This window comes from Bacillus sp. H1a, from assembly GCF_000633475.1.
In the GTDB taxonomy this organism is placed as follows: Bacteria; Bacillota; Bacilli; order Bacillales; family Bacillaceae_G; genus Bacillus_A; species Bacillus_A paramycoides.
In genome coordinates this window covers 84,010-110,916 of sequence record NZ_AYMH01000027.1, presented here as the reverse complement: position 1 = coordinate 110,916, position 26,907 = coordinate 84,010, and the positions used below count along the sequence as shown (strand labels likewise).

Below are 26,907 nucleotides of genomic sequence, written 5' to 3'. Positions count from 1 at the left end.
ATTCTCCTCATCTTATGAACGGTAATTTTCTCATTATGTTGTCCATTTTACCTTATCATGCTATGAGATTTCCATGTATTATCCATTATTTTTACAATATACTGCTGAGGTCTCGACAATTTTTCATTTGGAAATTTACGATTGTACAAATACGGTGTGGTTAGAAAAAAATGGGGGGATAAAAGTTCAGCTTCTTTCTACAGATCAAATTCCTCCTTTCATTTCCCAGCTGATGATACTCTTATATCATGTTACTTATTTACATTATATTATATATTTTAGTAACATTAAAGTATTTTTTCTGAAAATAATAAAAACCGAGCAGCTTCGCTCGGTTTTTTATTATTTTTCTTTCGGAAGAACAATTCCTTTATACAATTGAACTGTAATGAAGTAATAAATCGTGTAAATGACTACGAAAATTACGATCGGTAACCAAATACGGAAATACGGATCGATTAAAATAAATCCGAAAATATTCATACCAACTAATACGTGGGCGATACCTATAATCGCCGGGAATAAGAATACTAAGAATAACTCTTTATAAATGGATTTCGTTAATAATTCACGGCGCACCCCGATTTTACGAAGCATTTGATAACGTGTAATATCTTTTGACGCACCAGAAAGAATTTTAAACATTAAGCAACTTGCCATCATCGCTAAGAAAGCAATTCCAAGGAAGAAGCCCATAAACACTGTTCCACTCGCAACGCCATAGAACATATCGTACGCCTGATATTTACTGCTCATTTGCTCAGCTTTTACATTTTTATATTTAACTAGCTGCAACTCGTCAAGTTTTTTCCATTCTTTTGTATATGCTACAAAATCATCTGTTTTTCCGATAAATGCTATACTTTCTTTACCATTTATCCCATCGTACATTTTTTGATCTACAATTTTAATTGCATGATCTTCATATATATAATATGGATGGATTGTACTAAAAGCATCAACCCATTCTTTTGGAAGTTCTTTAGCATTCGCATCTTTTTCATTCATTTCTCTAGAAACTGCACCTACTGGTAGTTCCTCTGAAACTTTTTTCGTATTCACTAAATCCTTCATCGACTTCATATTTTCCATATCTTTTACTAAAGGTCGATTTTTCTCTAAATCTTCTTTTACATAATAAACGTATTTATCATCAACTTTGTAACGATATTCACTTTTCTCTTTAAATGGAATACCGTCTAGAATTTTCTTTTCTTCAGCTGTAGGGTTATGAACAACTGAATCGTATATTACTAAACCATCAACCATTTTTATAACGTTATTTTTAAACGCCATACCACCTGAAATTGCACCGGCTCCAAGAGCAACTAACATCGCTACTGTTGCAAGTACCTTTGTTAAGCTATTAATACGGAAATTTAATTGTGCAAATGTAAAAGCGTTAAGTCCTTTTTCACTACGTTTTTTATTACTCTTTAATTTTTTAATAATAACTGGGAGAAGTGATCCAAATAGCATGTAAGTACCAGCTGTTGTTGTAATTAATGCAATAAGAATGCCCATCTCTCTTAGTTTTTCCATATAAATCATAGATGCATAGCCAATTCCTAATAAAATAACCGCAAGGAATGCAACTACACCTGTCATTTTTCCTTTTACCGCGACACGTTCTGTTTGTGCGTCTGCATGTACAAGTTGCAGTACAGAAATACGTGATAATTTAATACTGTTCATAATTGCCGATAATACAAATAGTGCAAAGAAGAAGATGCAAGTAACAGTCATTGATGGTAAATAAAATGCTTTATAGCCTTTACCAGCAAATTCTAATTGTTTCATTAATAACTGTCCGATACCTTCTGCAAGTCCTACACCAACTATAATACCAATCGCAAGAGACGCAGCACCTAATACGATTGTTTCAATAAACATAAGTAATGTAACTTTATGCTTTTTTGCTCCTAACATCATATACATACCAAACTCTTTTTGACGGAGAGACAGTAAGAAAGAGTTCGCATACAAAATATAGAAGAACGTTATAATAGCTAGTAAAAATGAACCTGCTTGGAATACAAATCCAATTTGGCCAATAGTAGAATTTTCCTTAAGGAAAGCTTCGTTTAACGCTAATGTTTGGAACATATAAAAAATTGAAATGGACATGACAAGACCAACAAGTAAGACGATATAATCCTTCAGCTTACTTTTTAGCCCTGACATGGAAAGTTTAAATAACATGCCTGAACCTCCTTTCTTACGCTTTTTGTGTGCCTATGTCTGCAAGCACATCTAAAATTTCTTTGTAGAACTCTTCACGCGTACCACCACGATGAATTTCTTTATATAGCTCACCATCTTGAATGAATAAAATACGTTGACAGTAACTTGCACTATATGGATCATGCGTAACCATCATAATTGATACACCTTGTTCTTCATTTAAGTTTGTCATCGCATCAAGTAAACTTGCTGCATTTTTAGAATCAAGAGCTCCTGTTGGCTCGTCCCCTAAAATAATTGCCGGCTCATGCACAAGTGCACGCGCTGCTGCTGAACGCTGTTTTTGTCCACCAGATACTTCAGATGGATACTTTTGAAGAATTTCCGAAATCCCTAACATATCCGCTACCTTTTCTACTTTCGGGCCAATATTACGTGATGGAACACCTTGAAGGGAAAGTGGAAGTGCAATGTTTTCATAAATAGATAAGTTCTCTAATAAGTTAAAGTCTTGGAAGATGAATCCTAATTTTTGCGAACGGAAATCAGAAAGCTCACCTTGCTTCATTTTCGTAATGTCCGTACCCGCAATTTCAACAACGCCGCCTGTTGCTTTATCTAACGTTGAAATTACATTTAATAATGTCGTTTTACCAGAACCAGATGGTCCCATAATACCAACAAACTCACCCTCTTGAATTGAGAATGATACACCTTTTAACGCATGTGATTGGTTCTCACCTTTTTTACCGTACACTTTTTGAACGTTTTTCACGTCTACAACTGGTTTCGTCATATATATCCTCCTACGCTTGTTTTTCCATTACCTATTTTGCGCCTTTTAGAGGTGAACTGCTATTTGTTAACATTACATTTACCTTACACTTTTGTAAGAAAAAAAACTGAGCGTGTAAGCTCAGTTTTTTATCCTTTTAAAACAAATTCATTTCCTTCATTAACGATTTTTAAAATATATCGATTTACCGACAAAAACTAACCTAATAAAGTGAAACTTTTATCAGTGGGGTTTTTGTTCATCCCCCACTGATTATTAGCCCACACCAATCAGGCTTTTACAGGTAGCCCGACTCCCACTAACTACCTCACATTCGCCGAATTTTGATGTAGGAGTCTTACTGCCCGCAAATAGCGGGGCAAAATAAAACCAGGTCATACTGCGACCTGGTTTACTCTGATTGTTTTGATTTTTGAGGCTGTCCTTTTTTACTGTTACGTTGTTTCACCTGAACAATCGGATCAAGTTCATTTGAAAACTCAGCGTTATGTCCATTTTGCGTTTTTTGCTCTGGGTTATTTTGATCTGAACGTTTCGCCATTACATTCACTCCTTATTAGTGCGGCGTAATAATCATTTGATGTTGCAATTGGCGAATTGCCATACGTGCTCTATTTAACTGCTCACGTTGCTCATCATTCGCATGTTGCTGCATCGTTTGTAAGTCATTATATGCTTGTTCTAATTGCAACTGAGCATCCGAATACTCCATCGTATTGTAATGCTCTTGTCTCATACCAAGATCTAATTGTTCTTTTGCATATTCCACCGCTTGTTCAGCTTGTGTAATATACGATTCAAGTGATTGACGCTCTGCCATACTTGTCCCTCCTTGCTTCAGTTCTCCTTTAGTGTGTCCCTTCCATATGAACCTTATGAGTATGTTATAATGGATTTTGTTTCATTTTGACTCGTCTTAGGAGGGAAAGTAATGAAGGTTCAAAACCCTTTTCCATATACAAACGACAATAAACGTTATCATACATGGAATTATCACTTACGAAATGAATTTGGTGAGAAAATCTTTAAAGTTTCATTAGATGCTGGCTTCGATTGCCCGAACCGTGACGGTACAGTCGCTTACGGTGGCTGTACATTTTGCAGTGCTGCTGGGTCTGGTGACTTCGCTGGGGATCGCCGCGATGATGTTATAACGCAATATCATGAAATGAAAGAAAAAATGCGCTCAAAGTGGAAAGACGGAAAATGTATCGCTTATTTCCAGGCGTACACAAATACTCACGCCCCACTTGAAGTGTTAAAAGAAAAATTCGAACCGCTTCTAGCAGAAAAAGACGTTGTCGGTCTTTCTATTGCGACTCGTCCAGATTGCTTACCTGACGATGTTGTTGAATATTTAGCTGACTTAAATAAACGCACATACCTTTGGGTTGAACTCGGACTACAAACTGTTCATGAGCGCACTGCAAATCTTATTAATCGTGCTCACGATTATCCATCATATGTAGAAGGTGTTAATAAATTACGCAAGCACGGTATTAGAGTTTGCTCTCATATTATTAACGGTCTTCCACTTGAAAATTACGACATGATGATGGAAACAGCTCGTGAAGTAGCAAAGCTTGACATACAAGGAATTAAAATCCATTTGCTTCATTTATTAAAAGGAACACCAATGGTGAAGCAATATGAAAAAGGACAATTAGAATTCCTTTCACTTGAAGATTACGTAAGTCTCGTTGTCGATCAACTTGAAATCATTCCCGAAGACGTAATTGTGCACCGCATCACAGGTGACGGTCCGCCCGATTTAATGATCGGCCCAATGTGGAGCTTAAATAAATGGGAAGTATTAAATTCCATCGATGCAGAATTTGTACGCCGCGGAAGCTGGCAAGGAAAATATGCAAATGAGGAGAAACAACAATGAAATTAGAACGCGTATTACCGTTTGCACGCACACTGCTGCAAACGGCTGTTAAAGAAGGCGATTATGCAGTAGATGCAACACTTGGAAATGGACATGACACTTGTTTCCTAGCTGAAATCGTTGGAGATAACGGAAAAGTATTTGGCTTTGATATTCAAAAAGAAGCGATTGAAAGCTCTACTATCCGCCTAAAAGAAAAAGAGCTTTTCGAACGTACTGTTTTAGTTCACGATAGTCACGATACACTCTTATCCGTACTACCGAAAGATGCAAAAGGAAAAGTAACAGGAGCAATTTTCAACTTAGGTTACCTCCCAGGCGGTGACAAGCACATCGTTACAAAGCCAAACTCAACAATCTCGGCCATCGAACAACTATTAGAAGTAATGGCACCTGAAGGTATCATTGTCCTTGTCATTTATCACGGACACCCAGAAGGACAAGTAGAACGCGACGCTGTTCTCAAATTTGCAGAAGAACTAGACCAAAAACAAGCTCACGTACTCAGATACGGGTTCATTAACCAGCAAAATAACCCGCCATTTATTGTGGCGATTGAGAAGCGATAAGATATCAACGATTTTTTCGATATATCGATTCTTCAACAAAACATAACAAAAAAAGACGTGCATTCACTGCACGTCTTTTTCTTATTCTCCTATATAATGGATATATACAATATTAAAGGGGACTAAACGATGATTGGAATACTAGCAGGAATGGGTCCAAAATCAACTGGACCATTCGTCGATACAGTTGTAGCACAATGCCAAACAATATACGGAGCAAAGCATGATATGGACTTTCCTCATATGATGATTTATTCGTGCCCAACACCGTTTTATATGGATCGCCCCATTGATCATGCGGCGATGAAAAAAGCGATTATTGAAGGGGCACAAAAACTTGAAAGTACTGGAGTAGACTTTATCGCTATGCCTTGCAATACGGCGCATCTTTATTTCAAGGAATTACAGCATTCTCTTTCCATTCCTATTTTGAATATAGTCGATGAGACGTTAAAAGCAATTCCTGATAACACGAAAAGAGTCGCTCTTCTTGCAACGCAAGCTACTGTTCAAGCGGGGATTTATCAAGATGGGATTACAAAGCGTGATATAGAGTACATTCACAATGAAAAATGGCAGGAAATGATTAATCAAATTATTACTTGTATTAAATGTGGGAAAGTTGAAGAAGCTCGCACATTATGGAGTGCGCTCGTTTTACATTTAAAAAATAAAGTAGATACCGCTATTATCGCATGCACTGATTTGAATGTAGTTGCAAATGAAGATTTTGTAGATTCCTCTCAATGTCTTGCTAATGCCGTTGTTAGGATGTATTTATCCCGCAACAATCGCACTTTTACATCGCGCCGATAAATATATCAACGATTTTCCTGACATATCGATTTACCGACGAAATTCGACCAATCGACCCATCCTTCCCCTAAAACTTTTAACTTTTTTCACAATTCTTTCAAAGTAATCACACTTAATCTCGCTATATTAAATAAGTAATTTATTCATATAGGGAAGGTTAGGGGAACTGAAGTATGAAACTGAATCGTTCGCTTCATTACATTTTTTGGCGATGGCATTTTTATGCTGGGCTTTTTATTACGCCGCTTCTTATTACTTTGTCACTGAGCGGGATTGGGTATTTATTTCGAGAGGAAGTTGAAGATTTCATCTATAAAGATTTATATTTTGGGAAGAGCGCACAGACAGAATCTATTTCGATGGCTGATTCTATTTCATTAACAGAGAAAAAGTATCCACATTATAACGTGACGAAAATTAGTGAGTTTAATGGAGATTACAATACGAGGCTCACAATCGCAAATGAATATACAGGAACACAAAAATATGTGTATTTAGATAGCAACAATCAAATTGTCGGGGATCAAAACGCAAGTGAAACGTTTGCCAATATTATGCGTGAATTGCATAGTTCCCTCTTAGTCGGCGGTACAGTTGTCAATTATTTAGTAGAACTCGCTGCATGCTGGACAATCTTTTTAATTGTAACTGGGTTGTATATGAGTATACGCCAATTTAAAAACACGCCATCATCCAATAAACGCGAACGAGCAAAACGACGTCATTCTATTATCGGTATTATATTTACAATTCCTCTCGTTCTGCTAGTCGCAACTGGATTACCTTGGTCAGGATTTATGGGCAATCAAATTTATAAAATCGCAACGTCAAATGAATCACTCGGATATCCGAAGTTATATATGTCACCACCTGAATCAAAGTTTAAAGAATTACCATGGGCAACAAGACAGGAAACTCCTCCTGAGTCTAACTCGAATGAACAGAAAGGAATATCAGTTGATGAGTTACAAAAAGGGATTCAAATAAAGAAGCCATATGTTATTTCACTACCAGCTGATCCGAAAGCTGTATTCACTGTTTCGAAATCGAGTGGTTCTGGTATTACAGGCATGCACGTAGCACCGAATGAAGAAATTACTGCCTACTTTGATCAGTATAGTGGAGAGCTTATTTCAAAAACAGACTATCATGACTACGGATTATTTGCAAAATGGTTCTCTTACGGTATCCCTCTTCATGAAGGACATTTATTCGGATGGCCTAATAAAATATTATGCTTATTAACGACATTATCTTTATTACTTCTCATTTATTACGGAATAAAAATGTGGTTAGCAAGAAAACCGAAAAGAAAATTAGCAGCACCTCCAAAGCAAAGAGATAAGAAAAGCGTATTCGTTTTCTTTATCATGATGGTTATACTAGGCTCCGTCATGCCTTTATTCGGACTATCTGTTTTAGTTATCTTCACAATTGAACTTCTCATATACGTATTTTCAAAAATACGATCATAATAAAAAAACCACTCTCCCTGAGTGGTTTTTTTCATCACTGCGCCATTTTCTTTCGGTACATCTTCCCGTTCCAATAGAAGAATCGTGAAGTCAGTCCCCCGTACTTTACAATGCGCCGTGCCATTTTTTGCATATTCTTTTCAGCGGATACTTTTTGATCTGATAAATAAATACCAAGTAAACCTCGGCTAATAAGACGATGAAACTTCGCATGAGGCAAATCACCAATGCTCTTTTCTGCTTTTTCTACAAAGTGCTTCATGCGTTCTAATATTACTTGTTCGTTTTCATAATAACTACAGAAATTCAAATCTCCACCGATACGGTCTTCTTCTTGATCGATGAAATAATCAAGTAAAATGTGAAGTCCTTGTACATACGGGAAATACCCTTGTCTAATTTTCGCAATATCTTCGTCATGTAATTCATCATGAAATGCATATGCCACAAGACAAAAGATTCCTAACGTTGATCCTGCACACGCCGAAAATTCAAACCAGCTCATCGGTGGTAAATTTTCTTTATGAGCTTCAAACCATGTTTTTAGACGTGGTTCCCTTTCTTCTAATTTCACATGTTTATGAATTTGCAAATCACAATAATAACAAGCAAGCTCATGAAGAATAGGAGCAATTTTTTCATAGTGCTTCGTTTTCTTTAAAACATCTTGGCATGTTTCAACAAGTTCGTCTAAATAACCACCATCATCTTGATCATCACGGTAACGATAATAATTACCGCCCCCTTCAACTTCAGGACTTAACGCCGTTAACATCGACTCATGAAGAGCCGCAAAGTCTTTCGGATCAAGTGATGTACTACGATCACATAAATTATCTAAGTAGTCACTAATCGTTTGATACGCTACGATAAAACGAATACATTCCTCTCGGTGTTCATTTGCTAATAACGCTAAAATGCCACCGCCCTCACAATGAAACGTTTTATGCTCAATACTTGCGATTGCCTGACTATGAAGCTCGTCATTCGGAATATGGTAGGCACGCTCTTTCCACATCGCTAGCTCATGGTGTACAACCGGAAACACATCACGGTATACTTTCGCCATGAGCGTTATGGGATTACTCGGTACGTTCACTTCTTCCTTCATCTCCTCTATTAAATGTACAAATAATGATTTATTTGTTTGGTTTTACTATATTATTGACATGCATTTCAGTAAATGACTGAATATAATTCAAAATTTCATCACGTTCATACTCATTTAATAACTCATGATAGCAATTAGGCCATTCTTTATACGCCTTATCACTAATTTTAACATTATCAAACCATGTACGGACACGTGTTTTATCTACAAGTTTATCCTCACATGCCTGCATTAGCAAGAGCGGAACATCTGGAAACTTATCTATTTTCTCATGAGCAATCTCGATAGACTTAATCAACTCACTATACCAACGTACTGATACTTTGCGCAAGAACAATGAATCATTTTCCATCGCATCTCTCACTTCATGATTGCGAGTTGACATTTCTACAGTGAGATTTGTTGCAAATTGTAACTTCGGGGCAACAACATTTAATATTTTCGAAGCTGCACGAAGCGAAGCGGAAGGTGCAGCTAATACGCCTAAACAAGGCGAGCTTAGTACGATTCCATCTATGTCCTCTCTTTTCGTTTCTTGCATCATACGAATAACGACAAGTCCTCCCATACTATGACCAAATAAAAAAATGGGTAATCTATACTTTCTTGCTTCTTTCACCCATAACTTTATTTCCTCTATGTATTCATCAAATGAATCGATATGTCCTCTATTTCTTGAAGTTGTTCCGTGTGCTGGAAGGTCTCCCATAACGACGTGATAACCGATATGATTCCACATTTCTGCAACTGCTTCATAACGCCCGTGATATTCCATAGCACCATGCACTATAATAATGACGGCTTTCGCTTCTTCCGCTTCATAGTTCCACATACGAAACTCCTCCATTTCACTCTTTTTCATAATTTGATACACTAAAATTAGTCTCTAGGAAAGGAAGGCTTTACATGATATATCCTTACAAAGAAAAAAATCCAAAAATTGCGAGTAGTGCTTTTATCGCTGACTATGTTACTATTACAGGCGATGTGACAATTGGTGAGGAATCTAGTATTTGGTTTAATACAGTCATTCGTGGTGATGTATCACCAACGATGATTGGAAATAGAGTAAATGTGCAAGATCAATGTACGCTTCACCAAAGCCCTCAGTATCCTCTTATTTTAGAAGATGATGTTACAGTTGGGCATCAAGTTATTTTACATAGCTGCAAAATTGAAAAAGATGCTTTAATTGGAATGGGATCTATCATATTAGATGGTGCTGAAATTGGTGAAGGAGCTTTCATCGGTGCTGGAAGTCTCGTTTCACAAGGAAAGAAAATCCCTCCTAATACGTTAGCTTTCGGTCGTCCTGCGAAGGTCATTCGCGAATTAACAGAAGAAGACCGTAAAGATATGGAACGTATCCGCACACAATACGTTGAAAAAGGACAATATTATAAATCGTTACAAAAATAATTTTATCGCTGCCATAAGACTGGCAGCTTTTTTCATAAAAAAATCTAACTTTTTCTTTACAAAACATTATTATTCCCTCAACAAAACCTTATTAGAATAGGAGCTAATATCTCCATATATATGTAAATGAGGGAGGAAAAATCTCATGAAGGTCAGTGAATTATATAAAATAGAATGTTACATTTTCAAAGGAATTAACCGCTACTTTGATCAAAAAACATTAAATATCTTTTTCCGTAACATTACTCATATCGGTGGTGCAAGCTTCTCCATCGCGCTTACACTTTCCTTTTTATTGTTTGCAAAAGGCGCTCTATATCAAGCTGCAATTGCAACTGCCATTTCTTTAGCAATTAGCCATATTCCCGTACAAATATTAAAAAAATGGTACCCAAGAAAACGCCCTTATTTAACAATTCAAGATGCGAAATATCCAGTACATCCTTTAAAAGATCATTCTTTTCCATCTGGTCATACGACAGCTGCTTTCTCTGTTTTCGTTCCATTTATTTGCTATAACCCAAGCTTACTTATTTTTCTACTGCCACTAGCACTATGCGTCGGTATCTCCCGTATTTATTTAGGGCTTCATTATCCATCAGATGTATTTGTAGGTATGTGCCTTGGCACCTGCTCTGGCATCATCTCTTTTTATCAATTCATTCCACTTTTCACGTAAAGGAGCGATATGATGAGAGTCGCCGTATTTACCGATACATTTACACCACAAGTCAACGGTGTCGCGAAAACATTGGCACGGTTAACACGTTATTTTCAGAAAGAAAATATCGCCTATTCTGTTTTCGCCCCTCAGCATACGGCTGAAGATAATTTCGTAGCGAATGTGAACAAAATGAGAAGTCTCCCGTTAACAATATTATATCCAGAATGCCGCTTTTCTTTTCCTACTCCGCGCATTAAACGGGAACTTCTTGCTTTTAAACCTGATATCATTCACATTGCCACACCTTTCAACATGGGACTTTGTGGGTTATATTATGCAAAAAGATTAAACATCCCAGTTGTCGGTTCTTATCATACTGATTTTGACGCCTATTTACGTTATTATAAAATTGAATTTCTCTCCACTATGCTATGGAACTATTTAAAATGGTTTCATAGCCATATGCAAAAGAACTTTGTTCCTTCCCCTGAAACATTACATCAATTAAAGAATAAAGGATTTCAAAATCTCTATATTTGGGGACGCGGTGTAGATTGCTCTCTCTTTCATCCAACTTACAATAAAGACCTATTCCGAAAAAAATATAATATTACAGCGGACTATATTCTTTCCTACGTCGGACGCCTTGCTCCTGAAAAAGATATCGACACTCTTCAAACACTTATTCATATGACCAATAAAGAACGTAACGATGTTCATTGGCTCATCGCTGGAGATGGCCCTCTTGCAAAGATCTTGCATGAAAATGTTCCAAAAACAAATGTAACCTTTACTGGATATTTACAAGGTGAGGATTTGGCTGAAGCCTATGCTTCTTCCGATCTGATGGTATTTCCATCTGCTACTGAAACATTTGGGAACGTCGTACTTGAATCACTCGCATGTGGTACACCTGTCATTGGTGCGAATAGTGGTGGAGTTAAAAATATTATTAAAGATGAAAAAACTGGATTTCTATGTGATCCAAAAAATGAGGACTCCTTTTTATCATCTATTTATTATTTATTAAACAATGAAGAAAAATTGAAACAAATGGGTTTAGCCGCCTCGTCTTATGCGAAATCACAAAGTTGGGATGAAATCTTTCTTAATTTACTTAACCAATATGAGGAAGTCCTTCACCGAAACAAGGCAGAGCTACTAGCTTAATTATAAAATAAACTCCCTACAATGAACCGTAGGGAGTTTACTACACAATCGTAAATTTTAGTTTAATAAATGATACATAAGGTGAAACATAATCTTGTATCTATAGCCATTATAACAGAATCATACATAACTAAACAGACTTGTAATAAAAACCCATAAAAATTAATATATGGTTATATAGTATTTTTACTGTATAATGATTTTAAGAAATCCCCCTTAAAATCAACTTACTCACATACCTTTATACAGCAATTGTTCCCCAATTTCTGTATATCAAAAAACCTTTCATTCATTTGAAAGGTCTTTTTGAGCCTGTACATATTCTTCTTTCGTATTCACATTTATAAACCAATACGAATTCGCTTGCACATCTTCTCCGGTAACATATTTCACATTACATTGTGATAAAAGCTGTCCCATACTTCTTTTTTCTTCCTGAAGCAGTTTATCAATTTTCCCTTTAACTCGTTTATGATACGCTGCCAATAGCGGCTGTTTTCTACCTTCAATTATAGGAACGATCGCATCATACTCATCGCTCGTTTGCTCTATTAAAATTGCAAACCATTCTTTTGAAACATTCGGCGCGTCACAAGGCATTATGATATACCAGTCTGAATCTATGTATTCCATTCCTGATACAATTCCAGCAAGCGGCCCGTTCCCTTTATAGTGCGGAATGTCTTCTATAACAGGAACTTGTATTAATTGCTCCAATCGCTCTTTTATATCAACATGACTAATGACTACAATTTCTTGCAAAGTACTTTCCATTACTTTCACAATATGCTCAACAAAAGTAGTCCCTTTCCAAATCGCTAACGCTTTCGGTTCTCCGAATCTACTCGACATGCCTCCTGCTAATACAATTCCAGTACACCTTTTCATTGGCGGCGCAGCTCAAATGTAATATGACCTAATTCAGGCAAAATCAATTTATTCATCGCAAGACGGACAGCTCCGCTAGACCCTGGCATCGAAAAGACTACTTTACGCCCGATTGTACCGCCAATTGCTCTACTTAACATCGCACTACTTCCGATATCTTCTAAGTAACTAATCATGCGGAACAGCTCACCAAATCCAACAATCTCTTTATCCAATAACGCTGACACTGCCTCAATCGTTACATCACGCTTCGTAATACCAGTACCGCCATTCGTTAGCACAACATCAACATCTTCTTGATGATAACCAGCTAACACAGCCTGCTGAATACTTTCTTTATCATCTTTCACAATTTCATAAGCAGTCACTTTATGTCCCGCTTCTATTAATAATGCATGTAATAATTGTCCGCTCTTATCAGTCTCTTCCGTACGCGTATCAGAAATCGTAACAATTTTGCAGCGTACCTCTTTTGGTGCTTGTTTTTTATGTTCAATTGCGCTCATTTTGTATCCTTCCTTCCTTAAAGACTTTTCTTCATTTTATCATACATACCTTTACACAATTATGTATGAAGCCACTGATACGTCATGATACAATATAAGTATATACAACCATAAAAAGGAAATGAGAGATTATACTGTCTATCCCATGTCTTATACTCCTAGCTCTCGCATCATTAACTACTATTTAATGCTCCTTATCTTTTTTACATAGTAAATTTCATTTTAAAACTTACATTAAAAAATAATTTGGAGGTTCACACATTATGGAACTTTATAAAAAATTAACAACAACATTTATTCTCTTATTTATCGCTTCCATCACTGTCGGATTTTCCTTGAAAGGTGCAATCCCATACGCTACATTAATGAGCACTATTTTCGCAACACTCTTTTTACTATGTAGTGCATTTTGCGCGGGCAAAGCACGTCAAATGAAAGGGTGATCTCGCATGTTTCATAAAAAGCCAACCGTTTGTCAATCATGCAAAAAAGAAATACAAACGTATGAAAAAGCATGGGTTCATATACCATTTCCGGCAAATGGAATGACAAATATGAAAAAGTATATTGAACTAGACGGTGAAGTGTATTGTAGTTCATGCATTCAAGTGGTAAATGAAACCAAATAAAAAAAGCTTTGCGCTCACACCGCGCAAAGCTTTTTTTCATATATTATAGACTAGCTTGCTCTTTTAAAGCAGCTGCTTTGTCTGTACGTTCCCATGATAAATCTACATCAGTACGTCCGAAGTGTCCGTAAGCTGCTGTTTGTTTGTAAATCGGGCGACGTAAGTCTAGCATTTTAATAATACCAGCTGGGCGAAGATCGAAGTTGTTACGAACTAGTTCTACTAATACATCTTCAGATACTTTACCAGTGCCGAATGTATCAACTGAAATTGATACTGGTTGCGCTACGCCAATTGCGTATGCAAGTTGTACTTCCGCTTTATCAGCAAGACCAGCTGCTACGATATTTTTCGCAACATAACGAGCTGCATATGCTGCTGAACGGTCAACTTTCGTTGCATCTTTACCAGAGAATGCACCGCCACCGTGGCGAGCGTATCCACCGTAAGTATCAACGATGATTTTACGTCCTGTTAAACCAGCATCACCTTGTGGTCCACCGATTACGAAGCGACCAGTTGGGTTAATGAAGAATTTCGTTTCTCCATCCATTAATTCTGCTGGAACTACAGCTTTAATTACGTGCTCTTTTAAATCGCGATCGATTTCTTCCCATGTAACATCTGGATGATGCTGTGTAGAAATTACAATTGTATCTACACGTACAGGTTTACCATTTTCATCATACTCAACTGTAACTTGCGTTTTTCCATCTGGACGTAAGTATGATAATGTGTCATCTTTACGTACTTCAGTTAAACGACGAGCTAATTTGTGAGCAAGCGAGATTGGAAGTGGCATTAATTCTTGTGTTTCATTACATGCGAAACCAAACATTAAACCTTGGTCTCCTGCACCAATTGCCTCAATCTCAGCGTCAGTCATTTGACCTTCGCGTGCTTCTAGCGCTTGGTCAACACCCATAGCGATGTCAGCAGATTGCTCATCGATAGATGTTAAAACAGCACAAGTTTCTGCATCGAATCCGTATTTTGCACGTGTGTAACCAATGCCTTGAATTGTTTCACGAACGATTTTCGGAATATCTACGTAAGTAGAAGTCGTAATTTCCCCCGCTACCAATACTAAACCAGTTGTTACAGTTGTTTCACAAGCCACACGTGCATTTGCGTCTTTTGATAAGATCGCATCTAAAATTGAATCAGAAATTTGGTCACAAATTTTATCTGGATGTCCTTCAGTTACAGACTCAGATGTGAACAGATGACGTTTTTTTGTCATGTGGTAAACCTCCCTACAGTAATTGTATATATTGTACGGAACTCATCCTTAATTTGCCACAAACTGCGACATACATTTATTCTCCCACACAAGCATACAGAAAAACCTTTCCTACTTAACATAGAGGAAAGGTTTAATTTGCTACTTGCATACTGCTTTTTGCCCTTTGCTCTTATCGTTCGAGACCATTAGCCTCGCACAGGTTTTAGCACCTATTCACTTGTTATTTACCATCACAAGTGAGGTTGCTGGGCTTCATCGGGCCTGTCCCTCCGCCAGCTCGGGATAAGAGAGTATCCGTCCCAACCTATACTAAAGAAATGATATTCATTTGTCAATTATTATTCACATTTTCCTGAAAGTTTTTCTCAATAAGCATAGAAAGAAATATTAATAAGGAAATAATGCATTCACACAAACAAAAACAAATAAATAGTATACATTATTTATATGATTGTGTTATACTCTTGATGGGGATTACGAGAAATATTTCATTAAATGAAAAGGATGGTATATAAATTATGAGTACTGTGAATGTCCAAATTGGTTTACATGAATTATTGAACGGAAGCAATGCACAGATTCAACTAAGTGTTCCGCAATTAGTGGAAAAAGTATTAATGCGAAATGAAGGGAAATTAACTTCTACTGGTGCCGTTTCTGCTTCAACAGGAAAATATACAGGACGTTCTCCTAAAGATAAATTTATTGTGAAAGAAGCATCGGTTGCTGACAAAATTGCTTGGGGAGCTGTGAATCAACCGATTTCTGAAGAACATTTTAATAAATTATATACTAAAGTTTTAGAATACTTAAAAGAAAAAGAAGAGTTATTCGTATTCAAAGGATTTGCAGGCGCTGATCGCAACTATCGTCTACCAATTCAAGTTGTTAACGAATACGCATGGCATAATTTATTCGTGCATCAATTATTTATCCGTCCAACTGAAGAAGAATTAACAACTCACGAATCGGAGTTCACAATTGTTTCTGCACCAAACTTTAAAGCTGATCCAGCAGTTGACGGTACAAATTCTGAAGCATTCATCATGGTTTCATTCGAAAAACGTATCGTACTAATCGGTGGTACAGAATACGCTGGAGAAATGAAAAAATCAATCTTCTCTATTATGAACTTCTTACTTCCAGAACAAGACATTCTGTCTATGCATTGCTCTGCAAACGTAGGCGAAGAAGGCGACGTGGCACTATTCTTCGGTTTATCTGGAACAGGTAAAACAACATTATCTGCTGATCCAAACCGTAAATTAATCGGTGATGATGAGCACGGTTGGTCTGATAACGGTGTATTCAATATTGAAGGCGGTTGCTACGCAAAATGTGTAAACCTTTCTCATGAGAAAGAACCACAAATCTTCGATGCAATCAAATTCGGTTCAGTTTTAGAAAACGTTGTCATTAATGACCAAACACGTATCGCAGACTATAACGATACTACTTTAACAGAAAATACACGTGCTGCATACCCTATGCATGCGATTGACAATATCGTACTGCCAAGTGTTGCAGGACATCCAAATACAATTATTTTCTTAACTGCTGACGCATCTGGCGTATTGCCTCCAATCAGTAAGTTATCAAAAGAACAAGCTATGTATCATTTCTTAAGCGGTTATACTAGTAAACTAGCAGGAACAGAGCGCGGCGTTACATCTCCGCAAGCTACATTCTCAACTTGCTTCGGTTCACCGTTCTTACCGCTTGATGCATCTCGCTATGCTGAAATGCTTGGTGAAAAAATCGAGAAACATGATGCAAAAGTATTCTTAGTAAACACTGGCTGGACTGGTGGCGAATACGGCGTTGGTAAACGCATGAACTTAGGTTACACTCGTGCAATGATTCAAGCAGCACTAAGCGGTGAACTTGCGAAAGCAGAAACTGCAAAACACGACATCTTCGGTCTAGAAGTACCTCGTCACGTTCCAGGTGTACCTGACGAAGTATTAATGCCTGAGCAAACTTGGGCTGATAAAGCTGCTTACAAAGCGAAAGCAATTGAGCTTGCGAACGAGTTTAAAGCAAACTTCAAAAAATTCGATAGCGTTTCTGAAGATATTATTAACTTAGGCGGTCCAATCGCTTAAATTTAACTTTTCTGTTGAATAACCCTTTACTCATATGAATAAGTATTGTGTAATCACAAAGTTTCGCGTACTCACCGACAAAACCCAATGCGGCTTAACGGTTACACATACTTACATAAAAAAGAAGCTTACGTTTTTCACGTAGGCTTCTTTCTATATATTCTTCAATTTATCCACATACAAATCACGACTTCGAAAACATAAACTGAGTTCCCACTCACTTACGCCTTCTGTTTTCACACCGCATGGGGCAAAAAAAGGCTCTGACCGCTTCTATCCATCGCTAGATCCTCTATTCCACCTGAAAAGGTTCCAAACCCAGTTTTCAATTTACATACTTGGATTTTCTCACATACAAATCAAGGCTTCGAAAATATAAACAGATTTCTCGCTCACTTACTCTTTCTGTTCTCACGCGGCATGAGGCAAAAAAAGGCTCTGACCGCTTCTATCCATCGCTAGATCCTCTATTCCATCTAAAAAGAAGCTTTTTTAGCTTTTTTAGCTTTTTTATCTATTTCGTTAATTCTTTTTCATCTTTCATACTATAGTAGCCTAAATTAATAACAATTAAAAAATAACCGCCCATAATACCAACTGCAAATGCCCACATAACCATATGGTGCTCAATTTCATACATAATAATGGCACCAAGAATTGCAGCTGCAAAACGATTAAACATACCAAGTGTCGGCGCCTTTGTTTTCTTTACAATGCTATCTCCAAGCTTCTCAATACGTCTTCCTAAAATCCAAACACAATACATGCTTACAATAAGTCCAATTCCAGCACCTAAAAAATGAGCTGAAAATGGTGTTATCGCCCAACCTAGTAACATAATACCTAGTAGATAATACGCTTGAATTTTAAACGACCTTAATGACATACTAATCATGCTGTACTCCTCTTCAATAGTTTTTATTTATCCAACAAAGCTATATAACTCACTTAGTTCGAGTCCATACTACTTAAAAATTCATTTACATACCTATTTCATCCAAATTAAAAACAACATAAACACAATGTTTACGTTGCTAAAATGTTTTTAGGAAATAATATTATACAAGATTCCTAGTATAGAATCACCGATAAATGTGACGTTTTTCAAAACATTTTTCGTCCATTTATGAAAAAAATGATATCAATCTATGAACATACGGATATGATGTAATAAGCACATAAATAAAGGGGGCGTCTAATGATTTATTTTTTAATGGCTCTCATTCACCTCATTGTCCCTGCGCTTATTGGCCTTTCATTATATTGGTACACGAAAAATCATAGTATCTTCTATGCTGTCCTCGGTGTTCTTCTTCCAGGAATTATTCTTATTACACTCTTCCGCATTCCTTTTCTTAATTTAATTCCACTTATTACTGCCATTTTATTTCTCGTATTTTTACCTAAAATAAAAAAATAGGAAAGCAGATCATAGGTGATCTGTTTTCCTATTTTGATATAGATTCTTGCACGGTAGACTGCGCTTCTACTTTCTCTGACTTCACAAACCATAGACCGAAGAAAATGATGATTCCACCGATAATTTGCTGTAATGAAATATATTCTTTTGCCCATACAGCTGCAAATAAAACCGCTATAAGCGGTGTAATATACATATATACCATCGTGTGCGACGCACCAATTTTTTGTACACCAACATACCACATAACTAAACCGAATACCGTTACAAAGAAAATAGAATAAAGCAAGGCAAACCATGTCATCCCATTTGCAATATGAAATGGCATTGAAAAAACATGTGGTCCACTTAACACAGCAAGCGGAATTGCTCCAACAACTGCTGACCATGCCGTAACACGAAGAGCAGAATATTTTTTTATAAGAGGACCTGCTAAAACAGGGTAAAGCCCCCAGCATATTGATGTAATAAGTCCAATTCCGTTTCCGTAAGAGGAACTAACAAGTGAATGTCCGGCCAACAGAACAAGCACAGTACCACCGCAAGCAATAATAGAACCGATTAACTTTCGGGAAGAAAACTTTTCTTGTTTAAGCGAAATAGCAAATAAAGTTGTAAAAATAGGTGAAATAGAAATGAGTAAAGAGGCATTTGTAGCAGATGTATATTTGACAGTTTCCATAAATAACGTTTGATACAGTACAATACCTACAACGCTAACGATGATTAATCTTGGTATATCCTTTCGTTCCATGTAAAGTGACTTTTCAATAAAGAACGTAAGTAATAACAATAACGGTGCCGCTGCCATCATTCGAAGTGCCGTAAACTCAATCGCTGTAAACTCTAAAAGTCCGTATTTCGCAATCGTATAATTGACACCCCATATAATAACAACACTTAAAATTAATAATTCAATTCCCCATTTTCTCATGCGTAATCCCCTCCGCAAAGAAAATTATACAGAAAATTCAATCACATGTACATTTCATTATGTGAAAAAAACAAAGACAGAGAGGCGTATCATATACGCCTCTCTGTCTTTGTTATACTCGAATATGTAGCTTCATATTCGGATTATAAAACTGGCTCGGACTCTTCAGTAGAAAATGCCCTCCAGATTCATGTAAATCAACCGTTAACTTATCATCCATAAATACAAGCTTTGTGCGATCTGCAATAAAGTTTAGTGCACTTGATTCAATATTTACATCGCGCTCATCTTTCTCTGAAACGGCTACTAAATCAATAATCCCGCTCATGACACAACCGCAACCTTCATTATCATAAAATAACTTTATATATTTCGCTTCACTTGGAATCGTATCCATAATCTTTTTATATGCTGCATCTGTTACAGTAACGTACATACGTGAATCTACATCCTCTCTTCTCTTCTCATATCATTCATATATTGTACCACTATTTTTCTTAATTCTTGTATACAGAAAATTAAGAAAAATGTTAGAATGGCAATGATAAAGGAGGAATCACAATGCCAGCCTTAAAAGAAATAGAGCGATCGCTTAATCATTTATTCCAAATTGAAAAATACGGAAAAGACAGTTCCTTTAGTCGTTTCATTCCAGCTACATATGATCAAATCCAGTTTCCGTGGAAACAATTTTTTGAAGCAAATTTTGTTGAACAATTTAATGGTCTTATGATACGAGGGGCTGAAAATGTAAACACAGTATTTTTGGCTGTCTTCCCTACAGATGATGTTCTTGAAAAATTCATTTCACAATCTATGACAGGTGATTTACTCTTCATGCACCATCCACTTGTGATGGAATGCGGTGATCCGCTCGGGAAATCCGGGCGAGGATTTGTTCCAATTCCATCGAAATATTTGTACGCAATAAAAGAAAAACAACTTTCTATATATACATGTCACGGTCCAATGGATTTTCATCAAACATATGGAACTAGTATTTCAATTGCAAAGGCACTTCAAGCTAATGTAATTGACGGATTTGCTCAAGGTGGTCCTGAACAAGAGGCAGTCGGTCTCATTTGTGAAATAGATGAAACATCAACAGAAAAACTCCAAAAACATCTAAAAAAACTCTTCAACATTCCGTATACAGACTTTGAAGGTAAACAACATGACTCCATTACGAAAATTGCAATTATTGCTGGTTGCGGTGATGTCGTATCTTTAATGAAAGAAGCCGAAGAAAAAGGTGCTGAAGCTTACATTACAGGAGAAATCCATTGTCATATTGATAACGAATACGGTAAGTATAAGTACTCACTTATTATGGATTACGTTAAAGAAACGAATATGTCACTCATCGGTGTATCGCACTCTGCCTCTGAATATTTAGTGAAAAAGACATTAATGCACGGTTGGTTTAAAGAAATTTTTGATGTGAATATTACTTTGTTACCGCAGGAAAAATGGTGGTTATAATTTTTAAAGAGGTATCTTACTTTAGCTACCTCTTTTTACTACACTTAAAATTTCATACGTTACTTTAAAAACATGATCAGCCCCTTCAAATCCTTTCCTTCTCTTTGCTCTCCATAACGCTAAACAAAATTTTTCCCAGCCTGTTTTGCACATTAAAAGTCATATATTAAGTCGCCTATGTATATTGTTTCATTTTGAAACTCTCATCACTGATTATTAGTTGAACCAATTGGAACTTAACGCAGGATAAATCAATAAAAAAACATCACTTTTGACAAAGTGATGTTTTCTATTTATCTCTTGCACTATCATTAAATCGGCAACATAATCTCTACCGTCGTTCCAACTCCAACTTCACTTTCAAAGTTCAACTTACCGTGGTGATCTTTAATAATTTTTTCCGTAACTACTAAACCTAAGCCCGTTCCAGTTTCTTTCGTTGTGTAAAAAGCTTCATTTAGCTTCGGAATTTTATCTTTTGGAATACCGCATCCCTCATCTATAATTTGAATAACAATTACATCTTCTACTGTAACTTTTACAGTAATAGTTCCGCCAACTGACATTGCTTCAATCGCATTTTTTACTAAATTAAAAAATACTTGCTTCAATCGTTTTTCATCGCATGTGATTGAGGGTATATCCTTACTATAAATAGCCTGTATGTTTACCCCTTGTTCTAAAGCCGGTTTTTCCATAACTCGAATAACATAAGAGATGATTTCTTTTATATTATGAGTTTCTGATTCTATCGATTTAGATTTCTCAAACCCACTTAGTTCTGTAGCGATTGTATTAATACGATCTACTTCCTGCTTCATAATCTCACTATAAATCTTATCTTCTGGATGTTTTTTCGCTTGCCTATTCACAAGTTTTTTCAATTTTGCTAGCGGTCTTTTAATCTTATCGCCAATTACTGTTGCCATTTTTCCAACCGTCGCTAATTTTTCTACCTTTTGCATTTCTTTATCCATCATTTCAAGTGTGCGAACGTAAGACTGGAGTCTTAAAAGTATAATCCAACATATAATAGCAAACACGCTGCATAATGCCATTGGGATAAGCACAATAAAGGATTGAACAACGAATCCCATCAGTGCATATTTTCCGACAAGAACTCCAGCAACTAACCAAAAATACCTTTTATTCACAAAGATCGGTGCAAATAAAATAAAGAATCCTTCTACTATATTCCCACCATCAAATTCAGCATCACTTCCGTAATAGATAATGAAGTTGTTAATAAAATCCAATATATTATAGCCAATTAAAATAATATACTTCACAATATATGGATTTTTCCGCTTCATACAATATATTCCGATAAGAAACAATAAAACCATCAAACTATATAACCATAAACCTAATCCTTCTCCAAAAACATCTGCTAACCTTTGATCTCCTTCTGATAAAAGGACCATAGCCTTTTCAGCAAAATCATACATAAAAAATATAACGAAGAATAAGCATAAAAATATTTTTAACGCCTTTATTTCTTCTTTTTCAAATATATAGCCTTTGTCCATATGATAGCTCCTTTTACAACACCTCTTACTCTTGTGTTACATTGCGCTCAAGTTTTTTCGGAAGCAGTATTTCTACTCTCGTTCCTTTCTTTACTTCACTAGAAATATGTAATTCTCCAAGGTTCTCTGTAATAATTCGCTCTGCTAACGTAAGGCCTAATCCAATTTTATCTTGCTTCGTTGTATAAAAAGCCTCTGTAACTCTTCCTAAATTCTCTTTTTTTATCCCGAAACCACTATCTACTATACTTATTACTACATAATCTCTTTTTTTATCTTCAACTTGTATTTGCAATGTTCCACCATGTTCCATTGCCTCTAGAGCATTTTTAATAACATACAAAAATACACCTTTTAATTTTCGTTTATCACATTCAATCTCACTTCTATTATGCTCTTCATTAAAGGTGAAATTTATATTTAACTCGTCCATTTTTTCATGCATTTTTTCTAGTGCTTGTACTAGAACATCACTTACAATATGTTTTTCATAAACAGAAGGTTTACATGTAGCAACCTCCATTAATTCGCTAATCATATTATTCATATTTTCTATTTCAAGAATCATTTGTCCATAAGTCGCATCTTTTTCGTGCTTCTCTTTTTGTAATTGCGTAAACCCTTTTAATGAAGCAAGTGGATTTTTAATTTCATGTCCGACTGTCGCTGCCATTTTTCCGATAACCGCCAATTTTTGTGCCTGACTAGCCTCGGCAATACTTTTCTTGACTGCTGAAAAATATTGTACAAATCGATTTAAAATAATATATGACACGAAAAGCAACAACATATTCATAACAAGAGGTATAAACCGATTCAGTTCTCCAAATACAAATAGGTATATCATATATTTTCCTATAAGAAATGGCGCTAAGATAAATAAATATCGTTTACTTAAAAATATTGGCACGAAGAAAATGAAAATAAATTCAATTACATTCCCTTCATCAAATGCTATTGTATTATGAAAAGCATACCATCCAATATTGAAAATCTCTGCAATCATGTATGCAAATAAATATGTATATTTAACTAAATGTGCTTTTCCTCTCTCAAATAAGTAAACACCGATACCTAATATAATCATGATGTATGCAAGCTTCAATATCCCTTTATGCCAATTTTCTAAAGGCATTTTATCTTCTAATATAATCGCATATGCAGCCTCATATACAATCACAATGACATGCAGTACCCATAAGAAAATCTTAGCGTTTTTCTTTTCTTCTTTAGCAGATAGAAAGCTCTCTTCCACTTCAACACCCCTTCAAAATAATATCTCGAAGAATACCATTTATTATAATAAATGATTTTCATAGACAAACAAAGATAAATTGAACAAATGAGGAAAATCAATCCATAGCTACTATGCTTCTCCAAGCCATATGTAAGCATGAAAACCATGAACAATAACACGTATAATATGGGAAGTGCTTTATATGGACGGTCGTGAAAATAAGAATATAGAACAGCTACAATCCCTTACAAAAGTGCTGAGCTATACCCTCTTACAAATAGCGGCCACGGCTCTCCAATCGATCAGGCAGATGAATTAAATAAGGAACTTATTAAATTTTTAAATTCATAATAGCCTTTTGTTTCTCAACATAAAAAAGAATTTGCCAAAACGGCAAATTCTTTTTCTTTTTATACATAGAGTAGAGACTTCGGTCCCGCCCTTTCTTTATCCCTTTAATCATCATATGTAAAACGGATAAAAATTCACACATTTCTCACAAATCAATCACTTAAACGATTCTATTTTAATTTATACTAAATGTACAAGTAATACTCCCTAAACCCAGCTTGTCTGGTTACCCCGTTAAAAGCTATGAAAAAAGAACTTGTATCGTATACAAGTTCTTTTTGTCGCTTATTTAAATAATATATCCTTACTATATTGCTTTCCGATAAGTAAGTCATATTGAATAAGCTCATATTGCTTCAACATTTCTTTTTGTTTCGCTGTTAAACTTTTTATTGCTTCTCCGTCTTTTCCTATCTTCAATTCGTCACGAAGTACGGGAATTTCTTCATATAACTTCGATAAAAATTCATAGAACGGTACCTTATTTAATCCAGCATAATCAAGGACAAGATTTGAAAAATAAATTGGACTTACTAGGCCTAAATTGTCATTTGGTATATCAAAATTTGCATACATTAATAACGGCGTTTGTGCCATCGCTAATCGTTCACTTGGTGTTTTTTCATTTGTTATATAACCAGTCTCTTTATAAAGAGATTTATTTGTTCCTAGTGATGGGAGATGATCGCCAAAGAATACTAATAATGTAGGTCTATCTAAATTATCTAGTTGCTCTATTAAATATTGCAGAGCTTCATCTGAACGTCTTAACCCTTCTGTATAAGTCTCTAATTCAGCTTTCGATTCTTCATTTTCTAATCCACTAATCTCTATTTGATTTTCGCCAAATCTTCCTTCTGTAAATGGAAAATGATTTTGCATCGTAACTGCATGAACAAACGTAGGTTTCTTTTGCTTCTCTAATTCAGCTATTATCTCTTTACTCATAGATAAATCACTAATATAATCTCCATCAATTTCTACATTTTCCATCGTATCTTGTGCATTAAACTTATCAAATCCTAACACTTTATATACATCATCACGTTTAAAAAATGAACGACCGAACGAATGAATAGCGCTTGTGTAATACCCTTCTTTTTTCAACGTTCGAGTAATGGATGGAATTTCTACTTTATTTGTAACGACTTGCTGATATGGTATAGATCCTGGCTTTAACAAACTCATTGAATAACTCGTTAACGCCTCAAATTCAACGTTCGCAGTATTTCCTCCAAATGTCGGCGAAATAGTTTGTCCACCAGGAAAACTTTCTATATAATGATGCAAATTCGGTAAAGGATCTTCACTAAAGGAAAGATTCGTTAATTTCGTTGGATCCCAAAACGACTCACTCATTACAAAAATAATATTTGGTTTCTCTTTTTGCTTCTGCGCCCCTATATTGCTACCATATTGTTTCTTTATGTCTTTTGCTATTTGAAGCATATTTTCTTTTGAATAGTCTTTCGGCTTTTCAATGACTGTCGTATCTAAATTACTTATAAAGCCTAACACAAAACCATTTGAAGCATAATTTTCATTTTGATTCCACAAAACGAACTCTATACCCGACTTTTGAAACCATTTATTCATAAACGTATTCGTAAAATTACCATACGCATATAAAACAAAAACGGATCCTATTATAAATAGAACTCGTACGCCTGCATGAACTTTTACATTTTGAATATATTTCCTCACATACATACCCACCAAAATACAGGCAACAACACTTACAATAACGAGAAGAATATAACCCCAACTAAAATAATCCATCACCATCGGTATAACAGATTGCATATGTCCAATCTGTGTAAAATCAGAAGGATATAGTGGGTCCCCTCTAAAAATAAGCTTTAAATGGTTTACAATACCTAAAATGACTAACGTGCAACTCGTTAAAATAACACTCAGAAAAAATTTCCCTAGCACACTATATACAAAAACATATATTGCATAAATTACTAGTAAGCTAAATATAAACTGCATATTATAATAGTAAATCCAATTTATCGCTTCTACGAAGTTCATATTAACTTGTAACACAATATAAAATAAAGTTACTACATGCGCTATAAAAAATAATATAAGATACACGCGAAGGGACGATTTAAGTATGAACGTCTCTTTTTTATTTGAATACACAAAATATAAGAGTGCACCCCATATTAAAATCATCATACTCCTTAAAATCAACTTATGATTAAAAATATCTTTAATCATATCTAAATTAAAAAACTTTAAAATCATAAACAGCACAGTTGTTACTAGTAAGGTTACCATGCCACTTAACATGGTAGAAATTAATATATTTCTTCTCGGAAGATGATAAAGTGTGGAACCATACTTCACTTCATTCCCTCTTTTCTATCTATTAATTTCACCTCGCATCGTAAAAACGCTTTCTATAAAAATAACATATAACGTGTATTTCGTCTTCCAACTTGCTTTTACTATAAATATATTTTCTTAATTATCCCTT

Annotated in this window: 27 protein-coding genes, 2 pseudogenes and 1 riboswitch; of the genes and pseudogenes, 13 read left to right on the top strand and 16 right to left on the bottom strand. The window is 35.7% G+C overall.

The features are described 5' to 3' along the window. Positions 1–342: 342 nt before the first annotated feature. From U860_RS0113340 to U860_RS0113325, 4 genes are all read right to left on the bottom strand, one after another. Complete coding sequence (locus tag U860_RS0113340) at positions 343–2,202, bottom strand: ABC transporter permease (protein ID WP_025148911.1); 1,860 nt, start codon at positions 2,200–2,202, stop codon at positions 343–345. 16 nt (positions 2,203–2,218) lie between these two features. Then, the gene (locus U860_RS0113335) at positions 2,219–2,980 is read right to left on the bottom strand and encodes an ABC transporter ATP-binding protein (RefSeq protein WP_002173867.1); all 762 of its coding nucleotides are present in this window, start codon (positions 2,978–2,980) and stop codon (positions 2,219–2,221) included. Positions 2,981–3,371: 391 nt separating this feature from the next. Continuing rightward, positions 3,372–3,521 carry a hypothetical protein gene (locus U860_RS0113330; RefSeq protein ID WP_001129340.1) on the bottom strand — a complete coding sequence of 50 codons (150 nt, stop codon included), beginning with the start codon at positions 3,519–3,521 and terminating at the stop codon, positions 3,372–3,374. Between the two features lie 15 nt (positions 3,522–3,536). Then, positions 3,537–3,800: a YtzC family protein gene (locus tag U860_RS0113325; RefSeq protein ID WP_000840865.1), complete on the bottom strand. Its 264-nt coding sequence runs from the start codon at positions 3,798–3,800 to the stop codon at positions 3,537–3,539. A 111-nt stretch (positions 3,801–3,911) separates the two neighbouring features. Here U860_RS0113325 and U860_RS0113320 point away from each other — a divergent pair, with 111 nt between their 5' ends. From U860_RS0113320 to U860_RS0113305, 4 genes are all read left to right on the top strand, one after another. Continuing rightward, positions 3,912–4,871, top strand: a complete 960-nt coding sequence (locus tag U860_RS0113320; RefSeq protein WP_025148910.1) for a TIGR01212 family radical SAM protein — start codon at positions 3,912–3,914, stop codon at positions 4,869–4,871. Beyond that, a complete protein-coding gene (locus U860_RS0113315) occupies positions 4,868–5,440 on the top strand; it encodes a class I SAM-dependent methyltransferase (protein WP_025148909.1) in 573 nt (190 codons plus the stop codon). The genes U860_RS0113320 and U860_RS0113315 overlap by 4 nt, the downstream gene beginning before the upstream one ends. A 129-nt stretch (positions 5,441–5,569) precedes the next feature. Continuing rightward, positions 5,570–6,256 (top strand): amino acid racemase, encoded by a 687-nt coding sequence (locus U860_RS0113310; protein WP_025148908.1) that lies wholly within the window; start codon positions 5,570–5,572, stop codon positions 6,254–6,256. 173 nt (positions 6,257–6,429) lie between these two features. Continuing rightward, the gene (locus U860_RS0113305) at positions 6,430–7,731 is read left to right on the top strand and encodes a PepSY domain-containing protein (protein WP_025148907.1); all 1,302 of its coding nucleotides are present in this window, start codon (positions 6,430–6,432) and stop codon (positions 7,729–7,731) included. Between the two features lie 34 nt (positions 7,732–7,765). Here U860_RS0113305 and U860_RS0113300 read toward each other — a convergent pair whose 3' ends face one another. Beyond that, positions 7,766–8,830, bottom strand: a complete 1,065-nt coding sequence (locus tag U860_RS0113300) for a tetraprenyl-beta-curcumene synthase family protein (RefSeq protein ID WP_025148906.1) — start codon at positions 8,828–8,830, stop codon at positions 7,766–7,768. A 40-nt stretch (positions 8,831–8,870) separates the two neighbouring features. After that, positions 8,871–9,674 carry an alpha/beta hydrolase gene (locus U860_RS0113295; protein ID WP_025148905.1) on the bottom strand — a complete coding sequence of 268 codons (804 nt, stop codon included), beginning with the start codon at positions 9,672–9,674 and terminating at the stop codon, positions 8,871–8,873. Positions 9,675–9,748: 74 nt separating this feature from the next. Between U860_RS0113295 and U860_RS0113290 the strand changes: the two genes are divergently transcribed. The 3 genes from U860_RS0113290 to U860_RS0113280 all read left to right on the top strand — a co-directional run bounded on the left by U860_RS0113290 (position 9,749) and on the right by U860_RS0113280 (position 12,095). Further along, complete coding sequence (locus U860_RS0113290) at positions 9,749–10,261, top strand: gamma carbonic anhydrase family protein (protein WP_002173875.1); 513 nt, start codon at positions 9,749–9,751, stop codon at positions 10,259–10,261. Between the two features lie 145 nt (positions 10,262–10,406). Then, on the top strand, positions 10,407–10,940 hold the full coding sequence (locus U860_RS0113285) for a phosphatase PAP2 family protein (protein WP_002173876.1): 534 nt from the start codon (positions 10,407–10,409) through the stop codon (positions 10,938–10,940). A 12-nt stretch (positions 10,941–10,952) separates the two neighbouring features. Then, a complete protein-coding gene (locus U860_RS0113280; protein ID WP_025148904.1) occupies positions 10,953–12,095 on the top strand; it encodes a glycosyltransferase family 1 protein in 1,143 nt (380 codons plus the stop codon). A gap of 285 nt (positions 12,096–12,380) precedes the next feature. Here the strand turns inward: U860_RS0113280 and U860_RS0113275 are convergent, their stop codons facing one another. Then, complete coding sequence (locus U860_RS0113275) at positions 12,381–12,983, bottom strand: molybdenum cofactor guanylyltransferase (protein WP_025148903.1); 603 nt, start codon at positions 12,981–12,983, stop codon at positions 12,381–12,383. Further along, positions 12,980–13,489, bottom strand: coding sequence for a MogA/MoaB family molybdenum cofactor biosynthesis protein (locus tag U860_RS0113270; RefSeq protein ID WP_025148902.1), 510 nt, complete (start codon positions 13,487–13,489; stop codon positions 12,980–12,982). The genes U860_RS0113275 and U860_RS0113270 overlap by 4 nt, the downstream gene beginning before the upstream one ends. 263 nt (positions 13,490–13,752) lie before the next feature. On the opposite strand from U860_RS0113270, the gene U860_RS0113265 reads away from it, so the two are divergent. Both U860_RS0113265 and U860_RS0113260 read left to right on the top strand, forming a co-directional pair. Continuing rightward, on the top strand, positions 13,753–13,932 hold the full coding sequence (locus U860_RS0113265) for a hypothetical protein (protein ID WP_025148901.1): 180 nt from the start codon (positions 13,753–13,755) through the stop codon (positions 13,930–13,932). A 6-nt stretch (positions 13,933–13,938) separates the two neighbouring features. Continuing rightward, the gene (locus tag U860_RS0113260) at positions 13,939–14,118 is read left to right on the top strand and encodes a hypothetical protein (protein ID WP_025148900.1); all 180 of its coding nucleotides are present in this window, start codon (positions 13,939–13,941) and stop codon (positions 14,116–14,118) included. Positions 14,119–14,161: 43 nt separating this feature from the next. Here U860_RS0113260 and metK read toward each other — a convergent pair whose 3' ends face one another. Beyond that, entirely contained in the window at positions 14,162–15,361 is a 1,200-nt protein-coding gene (gene metK / locus U860_RS0113255; RefSeq protein WP_025148899.1) for a methionine adenosyltransferase, read from the bottom strand. Between the two features lie 169 nt (positions 15,362–15,530). After that, positions 15,531–15,653: riboswitch (SAM riboswitch) on the bottom strand. A 229-nt stretch (positions 15,654–15,882) separates the two neighbouring features. Here metK and pckA point away from each other — a divergent pair. Beyond that, positions 15,883–17,469: a phosphoenolpyruvate carboxykinase (ATP) gene (gene pckA / locus U860_RS0113250; protein ID WP_025148898.1), complete on the top strand. Its 1,587-nt coding sequence runs from the start codon at positions 15,883–15,885 to the stop codon at positions 17,467–17,469. Between the two features lie 514 nt (positions 17,470–17,983). Here pckA and U860_RS0113245 read toward each other — a convergent pair. Then, positions 17,984–18,364, bottom strand: a complete 381-nt coding sequence (locus U860_RS0113245) for an ATP synthase subunit I (RefSeq protein WP_002173884.1) — start codon at positions 18,362–18,364, stop codon at positions 17,984–17,986. A 303-nt stretch (positions 18,365–18,667) separates the two neighbouring features. Here U860_RS0113245 and U860_RS0113240 point away from each other — a divergent pair, with 303 nt between their 5' ends. Next, the gene (locus U860_RS0113240; protein WP_000639048.1) at positions 18,668–18,889 is read left to right on the top strand and encodes a hypothetical protein; all 222 of its coding nucleotides are present in this window, start codon (positions 18,668–18,670) and stop codon (positions 18,887–18,889) included. Between the two features lie 28 nt (positions 18,890–18,917). Here the strand turns inward: U860_RS0113240 and U860_RS0113235 are convergent, their stop codons facing one another. Both U860_RS0113235 and U860_RS0113230 read right to left on the bottom strand, forming a co-directional pair. Beyond that, complete coding sequence (locus tag U860_RS0113235; protein WP_025148897.1) at positions 18,918–19,823, bottom strand: DMT family transporter; 906 nt, start codon at positions 19,821–19,823, stop codon at positions 18,918–18,920. 112 nt (positions 19,824–19,935) lie between these two features. Continuing rightward, positions 19,936–20,259, bottom strand: coding sequence for an iron-sulfur cluster biosynthesis family protein (locus tag U860_RS0113230; protein WP_025148896.1), 324 nt, complete (start codon positions 20,257–20,259; stop codon positions 19,936–19,938). A gap of 125 nt (positions 20,260–20,384) precedes the next feature. On the opposite strand from U860_RS0113230, the gene U860_RS0113225 reads away from it, so the two are divergent. Continuing rightward, positions 20,385–21,305 (top strand): Nif3-like dinuclear metal center hexameric protein, encoded by a 921-nt coding sequence (locus U860_RS0113225; protein ID WP_025148895.1) that lies wholly within the window; start codon positions 20,385–20,387, stop codon positions 21,303–21,305. A 21-nt stretch (positions 21,306–21,326) separates the two neighbouring features. Here U860_RS0113225 and U860_RS37000 read toward each other — a convergent pair. The 3 genes and pseudogenes from U860_RS37000 to U860_RS0113215 form a co-directional block, all read right to left on the bottom strand. After that, positions 21,327–21,496: pseudogene (locus tag U860_RS37000) on the bottom strand (HAD family hydrolase); the annotation flags it as partial. Between the two features lie 120 nt (positions 21,497–21,616). Beyond that, positions 21,617–22,834 carry an ATP-binding protein gene (locus U860_RS0113220; RefSeq protein ID WP_025148894.1) on the bottom strand — a complete coding sequence of 406 codons (1,218 nt, stop codon included), beginning with the start codon at positions 22,832–22,834 and terminating at the stop codon, positions 21,617–21,619. Between the two features lie 25 nt (positions 22,835–22,859). Then, the gene (locus U860_RS0113215) at positions 22,860–24,089 is read right to left on the bottom strand and encodes an ATP-binding protein (protein WP_025148893.1); all 1,230 of its coding nucleotides are present in this window, start codon (positions 24,087–24,089) and stop codon (positions 22,860–22,862) included. 243 nt (positions 24,090–24,332) lie between these two features. On the opposite strand from U860_RS0113215, the pseudogene U860_RS35085 reads away from it, so the two are divergent. Continuing rightward, positions 24,333–24,422 (top strand): annotated as a pseudogene (locus U860_RS35085) (alpha/beta hydrolase); the annotation flags it as partial. A gap of 285 nt (positions 24,423–24,707) precedes the next feature. Here U860_RS35085 and U860_RS0113210 read toward each other — a convergent pair. Next, the gene (locus U860_RS0113210; RefSeq protein WP_025148892.1) at positions 24,708–26,777 is read right to left on the bottom strand and encodes an alkaline phosphatase family protein; all 2,070 of its coding nucleotides are present in this window, start codon (positions 26,775–26,777) and stop codon (positions 24,708–24,710) included. Between the last annotated feature and the right edge of the window lie 130 nt (positions 26,778–26,907).

Excerpts from the sequence above, each read along its gene's own strand:
- U860_RS0113285 (WP_002173876.1), top strand. The coding sequence starts at position 10,407 with ATGAAGGTCAGTGAATTATATAAAATAGAATGTTACATTTTCAAAGGA.
- U860_RS0113320 (WP_025148910.1), top strand. The coding sequence starts at position 3,912 with ATGAAGGTTCAAAACCCTTTTCCATATACAAACGACAATAAACGTTAT.
- U860_RS0113235 (WP_025148897.1), bottom strand. The coding sequence starts at position 19,823 with ATGAGAAAATGGGGAATTGAATTATTAATTTTAAGTGTTGTTATTATA.
- U860_RS0113225 (WP_025148895.1), top strand. The coding sequence starts at position 20,385 with ATGCCAGCCTTAAAAGAAATAGAGCGATCGCTTAATCATTTATTCCAA.
- U860_RS0113275 (WP_025148903.1), bottom strand. The coding sequence starts at position 12,983 with ATGAAAAGGTGTACTGGAATTGTATTAGCAGGAGGCATGTCGAGTAGA.
- pckA (WP_025148898.1), top strand. The coding sequence starts at position 15,883 with ATGAGTACTGTGAATGTCCAAATTGGTTTACATGAATTATTGAACGGA.
- U860_RS0113220 (WP_025148894.1), bottom strand. The coding sequence starts at position 22,834 with ATGGACAAAGGCTATATATTTGAAAAAGAAGAAATAAAGGCGTTAAAA.
- metK (WP_025148899.1), bottom strand. The coding sequence starts at position 15,361 with ATGACAAAAAAACGTCATCTGTTCACATCTGAGTCTGTAACTGAAGGA.
- U860_RS0113325 (WP_000840865.1), bottom strand. The coding sequence starts at position 3,800 with ATGGCAGAGCGTCAATCACTTGAATCGTATATTACACAAGCTGAACAA.
- U860_RS0113230 (WP_025148896.1), bottom strand. The coding sequence starts at position 20,259 with ATGTACGTTACTGTAACAGATGCAGCATATAAAAAGATTATGGATACG.
- U860_RS0113240 (WP_000639048.1), top strand. The coding sequence starts at position 18,668 with ATGATTTATTTTTTAATGGCTCTCATTCACCTCATTGTCCCTGCGCTT.
- U860_RS0113270 (WP_025148902.1), bottom strand. The coding sequence starts at position 13,489 with ATGAGCGCAATTGAACATAAAAAACAAGCACCAAAAGAGGTACGCTGC.
- U860_RS0113330 (WP_001129340.1), bottom strand. The coding sequence starts at position 3,521 with ATGGCGAAACGTTCAGATCAAAATAACCCAGAGCAAAAAACGCAAAAT.
- U860_RS0113310 (WP_025148908.1), top strand. The coding sequence starts at position 5,570 with ATGATTGGAATACTAGCAGGAATGGGTCCAAAATCAACTGGACCATTC.
- U860_RS0113295 (WP_025148905.1), bottom strand. The coding sequence starts at position 9,674 with ATGTGGAACTATGAAGCGGAAGAAGCGAAAGCCGTCATTATTATAGTG.
- U860_RS0113260 (WP_025148900.1), top strand. The coding sequence starts at position 13,939 with ATGTTTCATAAAAAGCCAACCGTTTGTCAATCATGCAAAAAAGAAATA.
- U860_RS0113280 (WP_025148904.1), top strand. The coding sequence starts at position 10,953 with ATGAGAGTCGCCGTATTTACCGATACATTTACACCACAAGTCAACGGT.
- U860_RS0113290 (WP_002173875.1), top strand. The coding sequence starts at position 9,749 with ATGATATATCCTTACAAAGAAAAAAATCCAAAAATTGCGAGTAGTGCT.
- U860_RS0113245 (WP_002173884.1), bottom strand. The coding sequence starts at position 18,364 with ATGATTAGTATGTCATTAAGGTCGTTTAAAATTCAAGCGTATTATCTA.
- U860_RS0113305 (WP_025148907.1), top strand. The coding sequence starts at position 6,430 with ATGAAACTGAATCGTTCGCTTCATTACATTTTTTGGCGATGGCATTTT.
- U860_RS0113335 (WP_002173867.1), bottom strand. The coding sequence starts at position 2,980 with ATGACGAAACCAGTTGTAGACGTGAAAAACGTTCAAAAAGTGTACGGT.
- U860_RS0113265 (WP_025148901.1), top strand. The coding sequence starts at position 13,753 with ATGGAACTTTATAAAAAATTAACAACAACATTTATTCTCTTATTTATC.
- U860_RS0113315 (WP_025148909.1), top strand. The coding sequence starts at position 4,868 with ATGAAATTAGAACGCGTATTACCGTTTGCACGCACACTGCTGCAAACG.
- U860_RS0113340 (WP_025148911.1), bottom strand. The coding sequence starts at position 2,202 with ATGTTATTTAAACTTTCCATGTCAGGGCTAAAAAGTAAGCTGAAGGAT.